The organism is Actimicrobium antarcticum, from assembly GCF_039536745.1.
GTDB lineage: Bacteria > Pseudomonadota > Gammaproteobacteria > Burkholderiales > Burkholderiaceae_D > Actimicrobium > Actimicrobium antarcticum.
Genome location: NZ_BAAAZE010000016.1, coordinates 204,874 through 222,867, shown reverse-complemented (window position 1 = coordinate 222,867; position 17,994 = coordinate 204,874). Strand labels below are relative to the sequence as shown.

The window sequence follows — 17,994 nt, the reverse complement described above, 5'->3', positions numbered from 1 at the left end:
ACAGTGCGCTTTCATCAAGTGCCCACACTTATCAACTGTTAATTGTTAAAGAACTTCTACCGCACTAGCCGCACCGCCTCGACCAACTTCGCCGACCGTGCCGCGTTTCGCGCTTCAGACAAAGCGTTTTGTTTGTCTGCAGCAGAGAGCGAGATTATGGAGGTTTGCCGCGCTGCCGTCAACTGTTTCGTTGTCGTGTTCTGCTGGTTACTGCCAGCAAAACCTGCGTTCCTTGATCAACTGCTACCAAAAGAACGCCTGCACTTCAAACCCTTACTCACTGCGTACTGCTGCCCGCCTCTCGACGGGAGCCGAACTATATCAAATACCCCGGAAGGCTGGCAAGTATTTGGTATAAATAATTTCAAGGTTTCTTGTCAGACATCCAATCACAGCGCGTGACCTTTTTATACGCGAAGTCTGAGCCGGTTATTGCGATGACTCCTCACAAATTTGCCCGTAGTGCTGGGGAAGCAAACTGTTGGATGCTCGATCGAAACAGTCAACCAAATCTAGCCAAAACTATCTATTGCTGCACGACCAACCACAGTCGCGCTCAACATGACAGGATTCACCGTCCTGCATCGCTCAGGAAAAAGCAGTCGCATCCCAAAACAGTATCGGCAACATGTTACCTACTGAAGGCTTCGGCTTATCAATAGATGCGGTAAGCGCTGCCCGGGCCGAGCCCGTGCCTTTGTATCCTATAGCTGCCTTACTAATTACTATGACCAACATGACGAAGACCAATAGAACAACAAACTGACTACACACCGCATATCTTGACCTAGCGCCACTTCCAGCCGTTTGAACCTAATCCACTCTAACGATTCCAGATGCGCTTTGCCGGCAATACGCTCTGCGGCAACACCGCTTCATGCATAGACGAACAGCAGCTCAACTTTGATCACGAATTGAGAGATTTCAACTCTTGAGGACAATCCTCCAACCGTGAAATTACCTCGTGGCAATTTTCGTAAAACGCATACCCAAACATCACATCTCGAGACCCATAGAATTTTGCATGAGGGGAACGCAAATGTTAAACATGCAAAAAAATGTCTCGTTCACAAGACATGTCGCCCTCACCTGAATTCTAAAATACGCCGCACAGTTCGATGGGTAGGTCATTTTCAGAAAATTTGCAGATTGGCGGCATCACTGCGATCGATCAACGCCAAGGCAAATGTATGCAGAAGCTAGAAACATTATTAAAAACGCAATTCGTGACGAGACCCAAGTGCACATAAAGCAAGACACGGCTAAGTGAAGTACAGTTGAAATGCATTCAGAAAAAAGAACTGAGTTATGTGCTGTTTCACGATGTTCAGCACAGCAGCAACGATGCAAAGACGACAATATTCAGTGAACTCATGCCGGTACGCTAAACATTACATAATTCTTAAATGCAACATTTTTAAAAATACAATTTGATTTCACAAAGAAACAAATAGCCCGGAAAACGACACTGCAAAACTGAACTGCGCGTATTATTTGAACACCAGCAAACAAAGAACGACAGATACGATCACCTCGAACATATAGCTTAACTTCAAAGGAAATTCTCATGAAAATCTTTGACAATTACGCAGCACGATATGACCGAACCCGGGAGGACGAATTTTCTTTACGAGAGTATCTCGAGTTATGCAAGCAAGATCGGCTCACCTACGCTACAGCATCCGAGCGAATGCTTTCGGCAATCGGCGAGCCGGAACTGGTGGATACACGAAATGACACTCGGCTATCGCGCATATTTGCCAATAAGATAATAAAAATATATCCGGCATTTCGCGAGTTTTATGGTACCGAAGAAGTCATAGAACAGGTTGTTTCTTATTTTCGCCATGCTGCTCAGGGACTCGAAGAGCGCAAACAAATTTTATATTTGCTTGGCCCCGTAGGTGGTGGCAAGTCATCCATTGCCGAAAAACTCAAATCACTAATGCAGAAAGTACCTTTTTACGCAATCAAAGGCTCACCAGTAAATGAAAGCCCTCTAGGATTATTTAATGAAGAAGAAGATGGCGCGATTCTTGAAGAAGAATACGGTATTCCGCGTCGCTATCTGAGATCAATTCCGAGTCCTTGGGCGGTAAAGCGTCTCGAAGAGATGAATGGCGACATTGATCAGTTTCGGGTTGTGCGACGCTACCCATCTGTTCTAAAACAAATTGCTATTTCCAAAACAGAACCTGGTGACGAAAATAATCAGGATATCTCTTCGCTGGTTGGTAAAGTCGACATCCGAAAACTGGAGGAGTACGCTCAGGATGACCCTGATGCCTACAGTTACTCCGGCGGCTTGTGCCTGGCCAACCAAGGACTGATGGAGTTTGTGGAAATGTTCAAGGCACCGATCAAGGTGCTGCACCCGCTACTGACCGCGACTCAAGAAGGCAACTATAAAGGGACTGAAGGCTTTGGAGCAATTCCATTCGATGGTGTAGTACTGGCGCACTCCAACGAGTCGGAATGGAAGACGTTCAAGAACAATAAAAATAATGAAGCTTTTCTAGATCGCATTTATATAGTCAAAGTTCCTTATTGCCTCAGAGTTAGTGACGAAACAAAAATTTACGAGAAATTATTACGCAACTCCTCGCTATCCAAAGCACCGTGTGCACCTGGTACGCTCAAGATGATGGCGCAGTTCGCCATATTATCGCGCCTTGCCGAACCTGAGAACTCAAGCATTTTTAGTAAAATGCTGGTTTATGATGGTGAAAACCTGAAGGATACTGACCCCAAAGCCAAATCAATGCATGAGTATAGTGATTATGCCGGCGTCGACGAGGGGATGAATGGGCTCTCAACGCGATTTGCATTCAAGATTTTATCGAAGGTATTTAACTTTGATACCACAGAAGTGGCGGCGAATCCTGTCCATCTTCTCTACGTTCTCGAACAACAGATCGAACGCGAGCAATTCCCGCCCGAGACCGAGCAAAAATATTTTGCCTTTATCAAAGAGCATCTCTCTCAGCGATACGTAGAATTTATTGGCAAGGAAATTCAAACAGCCTACTTGGAAAGTTATTCCGAATATGGCCAGAATATTTTTGATCGTTATGTGACATTTGCTGATTTCTGGATTCAGGATCAGGAATTCCGTGATCCGGATACTGGTGAGAGTTTCGATAGAAATTCGCTCAATCAGGAATTGGAAAAAATCGAGAAGCCCGCTGGCATTTCCAATCCTAAGGATTTTAGAAATGAAATCGTTAATTTTGTCCTGCGCGCGCGCGCACACAATGGCGGCAAAAATCCGGCCTGGACCAGTTACGAAAAATTGAGAACGGTCATTGAAAAAAAGATGTTTTCAAATACCGAAGAACTTTTGCCAGTGATTTCATTTAATGCAAAAGGCAGCGCCGATGATGCGAACAAGCATCAGGAATTTGTGGCACGGATGGTCGATAAGGGGTACACCGCAAAACAGGTAAGACTGTTGTGCGAATGGTACCTGAGAGTGCGGAAATCATCGTAGTGCACCAACTGGTTCGGATCAGGGTTTCCAGCCGACACAGGCTGGAAACTGTGTCAACAGAAGGAGGTCAACTTGGTTCATCTCATCGACCGGCGACTACAGGGCAAGAATAAATCTGCAGTCAATCGTGAACGCTTCCTGCGTCGATATAAAAGTCAGATCAAAGACGCTGTCTCCCGCGCAATCAAAGGTCGCTCAATCACGGACATCGAGAGCGGGGAGAAGATATCGATTCCCGTCAAAGACGTAAACGAACCTAACTTCGGTCATGCAAACGGCGGCGTGTGGGAAGCGGTGCGCCCTGGAAATCAGGATTATTTGAAAGGGGACGTGGTTGATCGTCCTGACGGAGGTGGTGGTTCGGGCAAAGGCAAGGCAGGCAACAGTGACGACGTCAATCAGGACGATTTCATGTTCGAACTTACCAAAGAAGAATTTTTGAACTACTTCTTTGAGGATCTCGAACTACCCAACCTTGTTAAAACCCAACTCACCGCCGCCAAGGAATTCAAATCGACACGCGCTGGTTTCAACATCTCAGGTACGCCTTCCAACATTCATGTTCTCAGATCGCTACGCGGAGCACTCGGGCGCCGTATTGCCGTCGGTGGTGCGCCACGAAAATTGCTGCGCGCAGCCGAACTTGAGATGGAGGCGTTACTTGCCGACCCAGATACCGACGCAGTACTCATCGCAAATTTAAAACAAGAGATACATCGTTTACGAACACGCTTGCTGGCAATACCATTTATCGATCCGTTTGATCTGCGTTACAGCAATCGCATCAAAGTGCCCAAGCCGTATAGCCAGGCGGTGATGTTTTGTGTAATGGACGTCTCCGGGTCGATGGATCAGCAGAAGAAAGATACTGCAAAGCGATTTTTCATTCTGCTCTATCTCTTTCTAACGCGTGCCTATGAAAAAATAGAGGTGGTATTCATCCGCCACCATACCGCGGCGTCCGAAGTTGACGAGCATGATTTTTTCCACTCCCGGGAATCCGGTGGCACCGTGGTTTCCTCTGCACTCCATCTACTGGTAAAGATCATCCGGGAACGTTATCCGAGCGGCGAGTGGAACAGCTATGTCGCACAAGCTTCCGATGGCGACAACTGGGATAGCGACTCAATCAACTGTCGAAAGCTGATGATTGAAACCGTCATGCCGGCAGTTCAATACTACGCCTACGTCGAAATTACCGATGGCGCCGCGCAAAATCTGTGGGAGGAATATACCCAGGTAGCCGCTCAGCACCGACACTTTGCGATGCAAAAAATCGCCTCGTCTGCCGATATTTATCCCGTATTTCGCGAACTATTCCGGAAACAGGTGAAACGATGAATCTGCCCGCCACAATCGACCAAGTTGCGCCGTACAAAATGCCTGAGCAGTCTGAATGGACGTTCGAGCTCATTGAGCGGGTGCATGAAGAAATACGGCGTGTCGCTGCGAATTTCAAACTGGACACCTATCCGAATCAGCTGGAGATTATCTCTGCCGAGCAAATGATGGATGCTTATGCTTCGGTAGGCATGCCGGTGTCTTATAACCACTGGTCGTTTGGCAAGCATTTTCTGTCCACGGAAAAAGGTTACCGGCGCGGCCAGATGGGACTGGCCTACGAAATTGTCATCAACTCCAATCCCTGTATCGCGTATTTGATGGAAGAAAACAGCCTGACCATGCAGGCACTGGTGATCGCGCACGCGGCGTATGGCCACAATTCTTTTTTCAAGGGAAACTATCTGTTCCGCGCCTGGACCGATGCAGAAGCCATCGTCGATTACATGGTGTTTGCGCGAGATTACATCGCGCAGTGCGAGCGCCGCCATGGCGTCGATGCCGTCGAGTTATTACTCGACTCGTGTCATGCATTGCAAAACTATGGTGTGGATCGTTACAAGCGGCCAGCTAAACTGTCGCTTGAAAAAGAGCATGCCAGGCAGGAGGAGCGTGAGGCGTACTTACAATCGCAGGTCAATCATCTGTGGCGCACGCTGCCGCGCAGGGCGGAAGAAGAATCAGAAAGTCATCACGACCGCTTTCCCGAGGAACCTCAAGAAAATATTTTGTATTTCATCGAAAAATACGCGCCTCTGCTGCAACCGTGGCAACGCGAAATAGTCCGTATCACGCGCAAAATTTCGCAGTATTTTCACCCGCAGCGACAGACTCAGGTGATGAACGAAGGGTGGGCAACATTTTGGCATTACACGATCCTGAATCAACTTTACGATGAAGGCATCGTCGGAAACGGCTTCATGATCGAATTCCTGCAGAGTCATACCAATGTCGTGTACCAGCCCCCGGTACATAGCCCGCACTTCAGTGGCATCAACCCGTACGCACTTGGCTTTGCCATGATGCGCGACATCCGGCGCATCTGTGAGAATCCGACAGAAGAAGATCGATTCTGGTTTCCGGATATTGCCGGTGGTGACTGGCGCGCAACGCTTGAGTTCGCAATGAAAAACTTCAAGGATGAAAGCTTTATTGCGCAGTATCTATCGCCCAAACTCATCCGCGATTTTCACTTTTTTTCCGTGCTGGATGACGACAATAATGACCAGCTGCATATTTCTGCGATTCATGATGAAGCCGGGTACCGCCACGTTCGTCAGGCCTTGGCCGATCAATATAATCTTGGCAATCGTGAGCCGAATATTCAGGTCTTGTCAGTCGATACGCATGGCAATCGGGCGCTGACTTTGCGACACATACAATTTCAACGACGCCCCTTGAATCAGCAAGCCGATGAGGTGCTGAAACATGTGACGCGTTTATGGGGCTTCGATGTTCACCTTGAAACAACGTCGCCGGAGGGCAGTCTGGTCAGCACGCTGACTTGCAAAGCGGATAAGCCGGTCAAAAAGTACTGAGCAAGGCTGTCCCATCCGCACTTATAGGCATCGATGCCCACACGACTGCCGGGCTGCGAGCGGTTCTACAACCCGGAGTAACGCTTGAGCCCGCCGTTGATCAGGATCAGTAATTTTTGTATCCGCCTCAACAGTGAATCGACCGCCTCGGTACAGGCGCATTCAGCCGTTCGTACCCGTCCCCCAACATCTGCCAGCGAAAGCATCACATCAAAATAATTCGGCACAATTGGGTGCATATGCACTATATTTCGTTTGAACGATTATCCGCGACCAAGACGGTCACCGAAGTACTCACAGCCATTAGCCGAGCACATGACACCCTCGCCCCTCCCCGGTTGCACCTGCTTCGCACTGCGAAAACTCACGCGCACTGTCTCGCGTCTGTATGACCTGCACATGGCGGGCGTGGGCTTGAAAACCACGCAGTATTCACTGCTGAAGAACATCACCCGCGGCGCCATGCCTATGGCTGAACTGGCAGAACACCTTGCCACAGATCGCACTACGCTCACACGGACGCTCAAACCGCTGATCGAGGCCGGATGGGTTCGGCTGTCGCCGGGCGCAGATGCACGCCAACGCATTGTCACCATCACCGACGAAGGCAGCGCCAAACTCGCTAGTGCCCACCAGGCATGGCGCAATGCGCAAAACGAACTCGAACAATCACTTGGCGTGGATCTGGTGCAATCACTGCATCAGGATGCGCATGTAGCGATGCTGAACCTGACTCCCCTACTTAACGAAAAATGCCATGCAAACACCAACTGAACTGTCTCCCCGCGCCGCCTGGGGCGTGATGATCGCTGCCGCAGCGATCCTGATGATCACCATGGGCGCGCGCCTGACCACCGGCCTGTTCATTTCACCAATCAATACCTCGACCGGTCTGGGCATTGTCTCGATCAGTTTTGCATTCGCGATTGGCCAGTTTGTATGGGGTGCGGCGCAACCTGTTTTTGGTGTGGTGGCGGACAAATACGGTACGCCCAAGGTCATCATCGCGGGTGCAATCATGCTGGCTGTCGGCATGGCAATGACACCCTTCATGTCGAGCCAATGGGGTCTCTTGCTGAGCATGGGATTGCTCAGCGCCGCGGGAGCAGGTGCCGGCAGTTTTTCCATTTTGATTGGTGCAACGGCCCAGTCGCTGCCACCACAACGGCGCGCGTTTGCTGCCGGCTTCATCAATGCCGGCGGCTCACTCGGGCAGTTTGTGTTCGCGCCCCTGATGCAACTGATCATCACGTCTGCCGGATGGGTCGCTGCCATGCTGACAATGGCAGCGACAACGTTGTTGACGATTCCACTCGCCTGGCCCTTACGAAAAAAAGCCACTGCCTCTGTACAAAAAGCGGCCGTTTCGCTGACTGAAGTCAAGCTTGGGCAACAAGTGCGATTGGCCCTGCGCGACCGCAGTTATCTGTGCCTGCATGCCGGGTTTTTTACCTGTGGTTTTCATATCGCGTTTTTGGTGACGCACCTGCCAGGCGAAGTTGCCCTGTGCAGTCTGTCGGCTAGTGTTTCTGCGACGGCGCTGGCGCTGATTGGCCTCTTCAATATTGTCGGCAGCTTGTCAGCGGGTGCCTTGGGTTCGCGCTATCGCATGAAATACCTGTTGGTGGGGATGTACGCCAGTCGTGCAGTCATCGTCGCGATCTATCTGATGGCGCCCAAAAATGCCTGGACGTTTTACATTTTTGCCGCTGCATTGGGTCTGACGTGGCTGGCTACGGTGCCACCTACTGCCGGCCTGGTCAGCAAGCTGTTTGGTACGCGCTATCTGGCAACGTTGTTCGGACTGACGTTACTGTCGCATCAGATCGGCGGCTTCTTCGGCGCGTGGCTGGGTGGATTGGCGATCTCGCGATTCGGCAATTACAACTGGATGTGGTACGCCGACATCGTTCTTGCCTTGGCCGCGGCATTGGTCAATTTACCAATCCGTGAAGCGCCAGTCGGATCAGCTCTACCAGCATGAGTTGAACGTGACTTAAGGTAGTTATTCTTGTTGAATTACAGGTAGACCGGACGGTATGATCAGAGTCATCTCACCGGCCTGACCGATTGCTCAACATGAATCTCTTCAACCTGATGCGTACCGTACTTGGAATACGCAAAGCCCGCCGCGTTCCCCCTGTCAGTGCAAAACCGCAGATCGGCAGCAGCCTTGTCTGCAACGATTTCAGAGTGCGCCTGAAATATCCGCTGGGTGACGAGCAATGGGAATGGTTGAGCATCATGGGATGGCGACACGTCAATATGCGTTCCAACCGGCGGCGTTATCAATCGTTGTCCGACGCAGTATTTCGCAAATTGCTCGACAAGGATGCGCGCGATGAAGCTCACCAGACGATCATGCAACAGGCAGCTGTTCTGTCAGGTAAATAATTTGCACGATCAGCCCGCCGAAGCCAAACGGAAATTCTCGTCGGCGCTGACCGGACCATACTGACGTAGCTATCGTGTTTCCCGTTCCCACACCCCTACTGCCCGGCGTGGCCGATAGTTACCGAACCGATATCAATACACATGCGACCTGAAGGTGTTGCGCCCAGCCGATTTCGCTTCATACAACGCAGCGTCGGCATCACTCAACAATTCAGCGCCGGAGCGCAAGCAGGCCTCATCAAAGGCAATGCCGATACTGGTAGTAATGTCGAGTTTTTCGCCGTTGAGCAACCATGGTTTTCCGACCAGTTGCAGGATTTTTTCGGCGATCCGATGCGCTTCCTGAGTGGCGCCCAATCCCTCCAGAATAATCACGAATTCATCACCGGCCAGACGTGCCACCAAATCCGTCGTACGCACTGACTTGGTCAGCCGCGTGGCAAATTCTTGCAACACCAGGTCGCCAATGGCGTGACCGAAGCGATCATTGACCAACTTGAAGTGATCGATATCCAGAAATAACACGGCAATCGCGCCGCCACGACGCCGGTTGCGAGTGAGCACGACGTTGAGCGCGTCATACAGATGCGCCCGATTCGGCAAGCCGGTCAACGAGTCCTCACGAGCAAGCCTGCGCAAATCGTGTTCGGTTTTTTTCAGAACGGTAATGTCATTGCTGAGGGTATAGACCCCCTTGACCTGACCATCGGCAGCCATGTCAGGCAGATAAATCGACTGCAAATGGTGCTCCTGTCCAACCATCGTCGACGTCGTCGTGAAGTCAACTCGCTCGCCAGCCAGTGCACGTTCGAGATGAACACGACGCTCCTCGTACAAATCCGGTCCCATTACTTCGAGCAATGACTTGCCAAGGACGGTCTCTGGTGTGGTGCCCGTCCAGGCATACAAGGTTGGATTTGCGAAATGAAAGCGTTGCGATGTATCCATGTAGGAAATCGCCACTGGCAGGTTATCGGTGATCGTTCGCAAACGGCGCTCACCCGCTGCCAGATTTTTTTCTGCGACGCGGCGCTGCGTGACATCGGTCACCATGGCGTAAAACCCGAGAACCTGGCCGTCCTGCCCCAGATCCGGTACATATTCGCTTTGCAGATACCATTCGCGCTCATCGATCCGCAGAGAGCGCTCGTACGAAACCGAATTGCCAGCCAGCACCGCGGCGACATGCGGTGCCATTTCCGCATACGCGTCATCTCCGTAGACCTGCAAGAGTGTTTTTCCGAGTATTTTTTCGGGATGGAGGCCAAGCAGGCGCTCGTAGTGAATATTGCAAAATTGGAATTGTTCTTCAATGCCGATGTAGCAAATCAGAGCCGGAATACTATCGGTCAGCACACGCAAGCGCTTTTCATTGGCAGCAAGCGCTGCGTCAGCCGCACGTCGCTCCGTGACATCCTCGGCAGTACCGACATAACCTGTGACGACGTCATCAATCACGATCGGTGCGACGCGCACCTGCGCCACTACGGTCCCGCCATCGATATGCCGGAAACGATGCGTGCCGTCATAATGTTGCTGCGCGTTGGTCAAGCCGGAACAGGTTGCCAGCAGCAACGCAACTTCGTCGGGATCCATCTGCCTGCGCCAGCCTAGTCCCAGTGCAGCCCCGTCAACCATGCCTGACATCTGTTCGTAGGCACGATTGACGTAGGTGCACCCACCCCAAATATCGATATGAAACAGCGCCAGTGGTGACGCATCATGGACCGCTTCCAGCTCGGCCTGTCGCTGACGCAATTCAAGCTGCTTGACGCGTAACTCGTCGGTCTGCCATTTCAGGATCAGGTGGGTGCGCACGCGTGCCCTGACGACTCTTTCGTGGAAAGGCTTGCTAATGAAATCGACACCACCCTCATCAAGGCCCCGTGCTTCCACCAAAGGATCGTTTTGTCCCGTGACGAAAATCACAGCAATATGGGAGGTCAGCGGATTGTTTTTGAGCTCGCGACAAACAGCGTAGCCATCCATGTCGGGCATGACGACGTCGAGCAATATCAGATCGGGTTGCCTAGCCAGGCAAAACGCCAACGCGTCGGCGCCACTTGTTGCCATGCAGACGTCATGGTCAATTTTGAAAATTGCGTAGAGCACTTGGATATTGGACGGCTGATCATCCACGATCAGCAACAGCGGTCGGCCGGCAGGCAGCCGGATCAACACATCTGGTGGCAACGCTAAATCCGACGCACTCATGGAACTCCACTTCGCAAGCGACGGCTGGACTCCAGCGCCAGTTTGAAATTTAACCGGGACAGGCTCGATGACAGTGGCACCAAGTCGTCCCCCAACTCCGCATGATAGCTGGTCTCGATCATCGTGAACACGTCAAGTGCCTCCATATTTGCATCCTGCAAATACGCATCCAATCGATCCAGCAAAATCACCAGCGGAATTTTTGCGATATCGTCGGATTGTAAAGCTACCAGATCGGCGCTTGACGACAACTGCAATCTGATGACGTCCAACGACGCCAGACAGCTTGTCAGACAGCGCTCAATATGTCGCGTAACCACAGCGATATCCAGGGCAGGATTCGGCCCGCGACATGCCAATTCCAGCGCGGCGGCAAGTTCCGCCAAAGATTGCGCACCCACTGTTCCAGCGGTGCTTTTCAGCGTATGCAAAATATCGGCCGCCGCACCATAGTTCGCACCGTCCAGAGCATCGCGCAAATTTGCCACCATCGTCCGTGCTTCCGCGCCAAACTTCCCGGCAATATTCAGAAACAGCGAGCGATTCCCGCCGAGGCGTTGCAACGCACGTTCAAGTTCGATCGCCGCTGTGTCGGCATGCTGGCGTGGTACATCCCATCCCCCTGCACCGGGATCTGCCATGACGTCCTCCGGCTGTATTTCAGCGCAGTGGCGCAGCAAAGTCCTGACAAGTTCATCAATGCTGATTGGCTTGCCAATATGGTCATTCATGCCAGCACGCAGGCACGCTTCGCGGTCGCCTGACATCACGTTGGCAGTCATCGCAATGATGGGCAATGCCTGCATGCGCAAATCCAGACGGATCTGCCGCGTCGTCTCGTAGCCATCCATATCAGGCATCTGGATATCCATCAGAACCGCGTCGTAGCAAGGCGATGCAGCGAACACCCTGGCGGCGCCGGCGATGCCGCCATCGGCGACGTCCACCAGCGCACCCTGCTCCGACAGCAACTCCTGCGCCACTTGCTGATTGATCAGGTTGTCGTCGATCACCAGCAATCTCAACCCGGTCAATGCGCGGGAGCGCGGCAGAACAACGGGTGCTGGGAATGACGTCCGTACGTCTGCGCTGGCAACCTTCTCAAACATCGCGTTGAACGAAAATCTGCTGCCGACCCCCTCCTCGCTTTCCGCGACCAGAGATCCGCCCATCAGCGACACCAGACGCTGACTGATGGTCAGGCCTAAACCGGTGCCGCCAAAACGGCGACTGGTGGACGCTTCAGCCTGGCTGAACATCTCGAAAATCGTAGTCAGCTTGTCCGCTGCAATCCCGATACCCGTGTCGCTCACACTGAATGCAACGTCGGTCGCATCGCGATAGTCGTTAATTTGTCGGATCGCAATGTCGACCGTTCCCTGTAGCGTGAATTTGACCGCATTGCCCGCCAGGTTGAGCAGTATCTGCTGCAAACGCTGTGCATCGCCCTGCAAAAAAGCGGGCAACCGCGGATCGACTGAAAACAGGATCTCGACATCCTTGTTCACTGCGTTTGCAGAAAGGATCACCGACAGGTCGCGCACCAGCGTGTCGAGCGAAAACGGGACCGACTCCAGCGACATCTTGTCCGCGCCCAGTTTTGAAAAATCCAGAATGTCATTGATCAGCCCAAGTAACGAGCGGGCTGCCGATTCGCTCTTGAAAGCGTAATCGCGCTGCTGCGGGGTCAATCCGGTGTATTGCAGGAGTTGCAGCATGCCCAGAATGGCGTTCATCGGCGTGCGGATTTCGTGGCTCATGTTGGCCAGGAACTGACTCTTGGCGAGGCTCGCCGCTTCGGCCTGATCGCGCGCGGCAGCCAGCGATTTGCGGATCGCCTTTTCGGCATGGATGTCGTTGGCGATGCCTGCAAAACCAATGATCTGATGACGCTGATCGCGTACGGCGGTCACCGTCAGATGAATTGGCAGGGTGCTGCCATCCTTGCGAACATAGGTCCACTCGCGCGTTTCCGACAGGTTCTGCCTGGCCAGGTGGACAAACACCTCGAAGCCCGCCACCGGGACACCGTACTGCTCTGAAAGCGAGCTGGCACGGGCAATGACTTCGTCGGCAACATGAAAATTGGCCGGACTGCAGCGGCCGACAATCTCCGCTGCGGTGTAACCGAGCATGCGCTGGGCGCCACGACTGAACAATGTGACGATGCCATTCATATCCGTGGCAATGATCGAAAAATCACTGGCGGCATCGACGATGCTTTCCAGTAGCAACGATGCCTCGGCCTCGGCCTTCTGGGCCTGCTTGAGTTGGCTGATATTACTCAGGAAACCATAAATCCCGACGATCTCGCCATCCACGCGATCCGGCACATACGAAATCAGGGCATGGCGCTCAGACCCATCGGGCAACACAATTGGGAGCTCGAAAATTTCGGTATTCCCCGCAAGCGCCGAATTCAGAAACGGCGCGATCCGGGAAAAGTGTTCGGCGCCATTGACGTCGCGGATATGCCTGCCGAGCATTTGCTGTGGCGTCACGCCAAACCAGTCGAGGTACGCGGTATTGGCAAAGCGGTTCAACAATTGCTTGTCCCAGTACACGACCACCGCGGGCATGTGGTCAATGATGGTCTGGCGTTCATCCCGGGCGAGTGACAATGCCCGGCTCTTCTGTGCCAAGCGCTGCACGGTTCGTTCCAATTCGTGCTGGGCATGCTGACGCTCGGCATTCTCGCGCTGCAAAGATTGATAGGACCCGCTCAGCTGCGTCGTCATCTGGTTGAAGGTCGTCGCCAAGACGCCCAGCTCATTGCCGATCGCCAGATCAATGCGGTGCGTCAGGTCGCCCCGCATGACTTGTTCGGTGCCCTGCTGAAGCAAGGCAATCGGTGCCAGCACGCGCCGCAGATTGATCAGATACGTGGCCACGATCAATCCCGCTAACGCCAGAATGCTGGCCAACATGCAGATCGCGAGCCGCAAGTGGGCCGCATCCAGATCGAGGCGATTCAACCGCAGCAGCTCGAAGGTATCGTCGAACATATCCTGCGTGGTCAGGTACAACGCGCTAACCGTCATTGCTGTGCGCTCGAGTGCGTCGGAGTTGGCATGCGGCGTCGCAATTGGCACCGAATCCGCACTGAGCAAACGCGCATACAACGGCGCAATGATTTTCAGGTTGGCCTTTTGCTTGTCGAGCAAGCCCGCCTGGGCCGGATCACCGTACTGCTGGCTAGCCAGCAGCAGCCGCAGACTTGCGATCCGGTCCAGCCACTGCTTGCCGGACCGCGGGTCCCTGTACAAGGCGGTTTCCATGATCAGGAAGCGAAAATGGGTGATTGCCTTGGCGGTATTTTCCGTGATCCTGATTTGTTCGGTCTGACGGTGTACCTTCACGACGAATACGCTCAACACCGAGAGGATCACGGCGACGGTCACACATGCAAGCCACGCCAGGAGATTGCTTTGAAGTTTTAAGGTCATGACACGCTAGTGGATCACTTTGATGGCATTGGGAAGCACCGATTCCAGCGGTTCCTGCCGTAGATGGTCGAGATAATTGGGTACCTCCTGCGCAGGTACCAGGCCACGTTTCAGAGCCCATCTCGTTTGGTCGCTCAGGCCCAGCAGCAGGGCCTGGTCCAGCGACAGCGAAAAATCGGCAGGGTCGAAGGCACTGGACAGGAGCGCCGGATCCATGCCGATGGCCTGTCCTATGATGTCTTTTGCCTCGGCGGGCCGGGCATTGACGAAGTCCATGCTCTCGTCCAGCGCAGCCAGTACCGAACGCACCTCGACGGGATGGCTCGCAATGTACTCCTGAGTGGCCGCCAGCACGAATCGATACACAAAAATATCGGGGTCAAGCAAAACAACGACTTGCTCACGCAGGTCACGCTGCAGTTGCGACAATAAGGGATGCCAAGCGGTCACGGCATCGACTTCGCCGTTTTTCAGGGCCGCCATCAACCCGTCTGCCGTCTTCATGTCGACCACCCGCACCGACGACCTGTCGATGCCCTCCGCCACCAGCAAGGTATCCAGATAGAAATGGGCATTGGTACCGAAAATGGTTCCGATGGTTTTGCCATTCAGATCGTGCATGCGGGAGATGCCACGATCCTTGCGTCCGACCATGGCCATGGTTTTACGCGAATCGAAAAGGCTGGACAGGATGGCTATTTTTTCGCCGCGCATGACAGCGAACATGAATGGCGTATCGGCGACGACTGCCAGATTGGCGTGACCGTCCAGTACCGATTTCAAAGCCTGCATGCCGAGGGCGAAAGGCTGGACGGTGACATTCACGCCATGTCTTTCGAAGAGTTTTTTATTTTTTGCCACGAACGCGGCGCCGCTACTGACCTGAGATGGCAGCGCGATCACCACATTGCGCAAGGCGGCCGAATTAGTGGTCACATCGTCCTGCAAAAAAAACCAGGCCGCGATGCAGGCGAGCCCGGCTGCGACCAGCAGGAATAAATTCCACCTGCGCCAACTGCGCGATATCAGGCGATGCGAAATGCTCATTGCGCGCTCCGTTTCTGTCGACAGGAAAGCGCATCGCTGTCAGTTGCTGCACCCTTCGTGCAAAGCACATCATGCCAGCGCGCACGTTACACATCGCACTGTGTCTGTTCCCGGCAATTCGTGTGAACACTCCATTTATTGAGTGAAATATACCAGAGTAAAACCGGGCCAACGGGCCACCGAGCCAGTGCCTACGGGACCGGACTCTGCGGCTGCGCCACCGTCACAGGCACTTCCGTCACCGCCTCCGGCAAAACGGCCAGGATCAGCACTTCCACGCGCCGGTTGCGTAGCCGTCCCTCCGGCGTGTCGTTGTCGCCCACCGGTTTGTTCGGACCGTGTCCCACCGCCGTCAGGCGATTCTCGGCGACGCCGTTTTCGGCAAACAAGCGCACCACGCTGCTGGCACGAACGCTGGAGAGCTCCCAATTGGATGCAAAGGCGGCATTGCTGATCGGCGCGTTATCGGTATGGCCTTCGATCTGGATCGCGTGGGTATCCGCACTCAGCACGCGTGCAATCGCGCTCAGTGCCGCACCGGATTCTCCGGTCAGGCCCGCCTCGCCGGGAGCAAACAGCACACTGGCATTGATCTCGATACTGACGCCGCGACTGGTTTGCGTCACCCGCACCTTGCCCGAGCTGATCAGCGGCGACAGCACTTTCAGGACATCGCGTGCAATCGTCGTCATGTTTTCTTTTTCACGCCGCAGCTGTTCGGTGCGCTGGCGTTCTGCGGCAGGCGGACGCCGCACGATCAGGGTTGGCTGGTCGCTCATTTTGACCAGCGGCGGGATCGCTCCCGGCACGTTGCCAAATGCCGATACGAGCGACTGTGACAGCACCTGATACTTGCCCTGATTGACCGACGAGACCGCATACATCACCACAAAAAAGGCGAACAGCAGCGTAATGAAATCGGCGTACGAAATCAGCCAGCGATCATGACTGGGTGCGTCTTCATCGAAATGCTTGCGACTGCGCGCGGTAGGACTGGCGTCACTGCGCAAAGCATCGATGGGTGGTTTGGCCATGGCAAAGGCTACCGTTCGTAGGCCATCATCCGCTCTTCGATCGAGAGCGGATTGTCGCCGGCGGCGATGCAACAAAACGCATCGGCCAGCATTTCAAAGCGGATGACTTCATTGTTGACGGCGGTTTTCAGCTTGCCGCCGATCGGCAGAAACACCAGATTGGCCAGGCCGACACCATAAATCGTGGCGACGAACGCCACCGCGATACCGGCACCAAGACGGCTCGGGTCCGACAGGTTTTCCATCACATGAATCAGGCCCAGCACGGCGCCGAGAATACCGATGGTAGGTGCGTAGCCGCCGGCCGCATCCCAGACCCGCGCGGCCTGGCGTTCCCGGTTTTCGTAGCTGCTGATTTCAATGCCGAGGATTTCACGCAGCTTGTACGGATCAACACCATCCGTGAGCAAACGCAAGCCCTTGACGATGAAGGGGTCGTCGCTGCCCGTGATGAAGCGCTGCAGGCTGAGCAAGCCTTCGCGCCGCGCAACCTGGCTCCACATCGCCACATCGGAGGCATGCAGCCGATGCTGGTCCGGCGCCTTGCGAAAGATCGTTCCGGCCATCACGATGCCACGCCGGAAGGTCGGCCAGCCGCTTTGCAGCAGCACCGCACCGAGTGTGCCGACCATCACGATGATGAAGGCGGTCGGCTGCATCAGCGCGCCGAGCCGCCCGCCTTCCAGCCACTGCCCGACCACGATGCCGAGCAGTGCCAGCACCAATCCGGCTACGCTACCCCAGTCCATGTTTTCTCCCTGAGGAAAGCGCGCATCCGGGCGATCGCCTGGCTGTGCAGTTGCGACACGCGCGATTCCGTCACGCCCAGCACGGCACCGATTTCTTTCAAATTCATTTCCTGTTCGTAGTACAGGCCCATCAGGATTTTTTCGCGTTCGGGCAAGGCTTCGATGGCGCGGATCACGGCATTGCGAAAGCCCGCATTGAGCAGCGTTTGCAGCGGATTGTCCGACAGGTCGGTGCAATAGCGGTCCAGGAAATGCTCGTTGCCTTCGGCCGTGTCATGGAAATCTTCGTAGTACACCAGCTGATGCCCACCGCCCTCACCCAGCAATTCCTGATACTCGGTCAGCGACATCTTCATGTGTTTGGCGAGTTCGGTTTCGAGCGGCGGACGCCCGAGACGCTGCTGCAAAGCCTGCATCGCGACTTCGATCTTGCGCATGTTCTGGCGCATGCTGCGTGGCAGCCAGTCGCTGCTGCGCAATTCATCGAGCATCGAGCCGCGGATGCGCTGCACGGCATAGGTTTCGAACTGCGCACCGTGGGTTTCTTCGTAGCGGTTAATGGCATCGAGCAGGCCGATCATGCCGGCCTGGATCAGGTCGTCGACTTCGACACTGGGCGGCAATTTCGCTTTCATCTGATGGGCAAGTCGCTTGACCAGCGGCGCGTGCTGCACCAGCAGATGATTTTTGTCCGATTTTCCGCTGGGTGTGTACATGAAACTCAAAAACTCCTTGGTTGAT

Annotated in this window: 12 protein-coding genes; 6 read left to right on the top strand and 6 right to left on the bottom strand. The window is 54.0% G+C overall.

Annotation, left to right across the window (positions count from 1 at the left end):
- Positions 1–1,567: 1,567 nt before the first annotated feature.
- From ABD720_RS19230 to ABD720_RS19205, 6 genes are all read left to right on the top strand, one after another.
- Positions 1,568–3,490, top strand: a complete 1,923-nt coding sequence (locus ABD720_RS19230; RefSeq protein ID WP_344765841.1) for a PrkA family serine protein kinase — start codon at positions 1,568–1,570, stop codon at positions 3,488–3,490.
- A 72-nt stretch (positions 3,491–3,562) separates the two neighbouring features.
- Positions 3,563–4,831: a YeaH/YhbH family protein gene (locus ABD720_RS19225; RefSeq protein WP_344765840.1), complete on the top strand. Its 1,269-nt coding sequence runs from the start codon at positions 3,563–3,565 to the stop codon at positions 4,829–4,831.
- On the top strand, positions 4,828–6,369 hold the full coding sequence (locus tag ABD720_RS19220) for a SpoVR family protein (RefSeq protein WP_344765839.1): 1,542 nt from the start codon (positions 4,828–4,830) through the stop codon (positions 6,367–6,369). The genes ABD720_RS19225 and ABD720_RS19220 overlap by 4 nt, the downstream gene beginning before the upstream one ends.
- Positions 6,370–6,684: 315 nt before the next feature.
- Positions 6,685–7,143 carry a MarR family winged helix-turn-helix transcriptional regulator gene (locus ABD720_RS19215; protein WP_344765838.1) on the top strand — a complete coding sequence of 153 codons (459 nt, stop codon included), beginning with the start codon at positions 6,685–6,687 and terminating at the stop codon, positions 7,141–7,143.
- The gene (locus ABD720_RS19210; RefSeq protein WP_344765837.1) at positions 7,127–8,353 is read left to right on the top strand and encodes an MFS transporter; all 1,227 of its coding nucleotides are present in this window, start codon (positions 7,127–7,129) and stop codon (positions 8,351–8,353) included. The genes ABD720_RS19215 and ABD720_RS19210 overlap by 17 nt, the downstream gene beginning before the upstream one ends.
- A 95-nt stretch (positions 8,354–8,448) precedes the next feature.
- The gene (locus ABD720_RS19205) at positions 8,449–8,763 is read left to right on the top strand and encodes a hypothetical protein (RefSeq protein ID WP_344765836.1); all 315 of its coding nucleotides are present in this window, start codon (positions 8,449–8,451) and stop codon (positions 8,761–8,763) included.
- A gap of 132 nt (positions 8,764–8,895) precedes the next feature.
- On the opposite strand, the gene ABD720_RS19200 is transcribed toward ABD720_RS19205, so the two are convergent.
- From ABD720_RS19200 to ABD720_RS19175, 6 genes are all read right to left on the bottom strand, one after another.
- Positions 8,896–10,977, bottom strand: a complete 2,082-nt coding sequence (locus tag ABD720_RS19200) for a diguanylate cyclase domain-containing protein (RefSeq protein WP_344765835.1) — start codon at positions 10,975–10,977, stop codon at positions 8,896–8,898.
- Entirely contained in the window at positions 10,974–14,423 is a 3,450-nt protein-coding gene (locus tag ABD720_RS19195) for an ATP-binding protein (protein ID WP_344765834.1), read from the bottom strand. The genes ABD720_RS19200 and ABD720_RS19195 overlap by 4 nt, the downstream gene beginning before the upstream one ends.
- 6 nt (positions 14,424–14,429) lie before the next feature.
- Entirely contained in the window at positions 14,430–15,470 is a 1,041-nt protein-coding gene (locus ABD720_RS19190) for an ABC transporter substrate-binding protein (protein WP_344765833.1), read from the bottom strand.
- A 191-nt stretch (positions 15,471–15,661) separates the two neighbouring features.
- Positions 15,662–16,504 carry a flagellar motor protein MotD gene (motD, locus tag ABD720_RS19185; RefSeq protein ID WP_344765832.1) on the bottom strand — a complete coding sequence of 281 codons (843 nt, stop codon included), beginning with the start codon at positions 16,502–16,504 and terminating at the stop codon, positions 15,662–15,664.
- 8 nt (positions 16,505–16,512) lie between these two features.
- Positions 16,513–17,253, bottom strand: coding sequence for a flagellar motor protein (locus tag ABD720_RS19180; protein ID WP_344765830.1), 741 nt, complete (start codon positions 17,251–17,253; stop codon positions 16,513–16,515).
- Entirely contained in the window at positions 17,235–17,969 is a 735-nt protein-coding gene (locus tag ABD720_RS19175) for an RNA polymerase sigma factor FliA (RefSeq protein ID WP_344765829.1), read from the bottom strand. Before ABD720_RS19175 ends, ABD720_RS19180 begins: the two co-directional genes overlap by 19 nt.
- Positions 17,970–17,994: the final 25 nt, after the last annotated feature.

Bases quoted from the DNA above. Each gene is read 5' to 3' on its own strand.
- ABD720_RS19230 (WP_344765841.1), top strand. From the start codon at position 1,568: ATGAAAATCTTTGACAATTACGCAGCACGATATGACCGAACCCGGGAG.
- ABD720_RS19220 (WP_344765839.1), top strand. From the start codon at position 4,828: ATGAATCTGCCCGCCACAATCGACCAAGTTGCGCCGTACAAAATGCCT.
- ABD720_RS19215 (WP_344765838.1), top strand. From the start codon at position 6,685: ATGACACCCTCGCCCCTCCCCGGTTGCACCTGCTTCGCACTGCGAAAA.
- ABD720_RS19210 (WP_344765837.1), top strand. From the start codon at position 7,127: ATGCAAACACCAACTGAACTGTCTCCCCGCGCCGCCTGGGGCGTGATG.
- ABD720_RS19205 (WP_344765836.1), top strand. From the start codon at position 8,449: ATGAATCTCTTCAACCTGATGCGTACCGTACTTGGAATACGCAAAGCC.
- ABD720_RS19200 (WP_344765835.1), bottom strand. From the start codon at position 10,977: ATGAGTGCGTCGGATTTAGCGTTGCCACCAGATGTGTTGATCCGGCTG.
- ABD720_RS19195 (WP_344765834.1), bottom strand. From the start codon at position 14,423: ATGACCTTAAAACTTCAAAGCAATCTCCTGGCGTGGCTTGCATGTGTG.
- ABD720_RS19190 (WP_344765833.1), bottom strand. From the start codon at position 15,470: ATGAGCATTTCGCATCGCCTGATATCGCGCAGTTGGCGCAGGTGGAAT.
- motD (WP_344765832.1), bottom strand. From the start codon at position 16,504: ATGGCCAAACCACCCATCGATGCTTTGCGCAGTGACGCCAGTCCTACC.
- ABD720_RS19180 (WP_344765830.1), bottom strand. From the start codon at position 17,253: ATGGACTGGGGTAGCGTAGCCGGATTGGTGCTGGCACTGCTCGGCATC.
- ABD720_RS19175 (WP_344765829.1), bottom strand. From the start codon at position 17,969: ATGTACACACCCAGCGGAAAATCGGACAAAAATCATCTGCTGGTGCAG.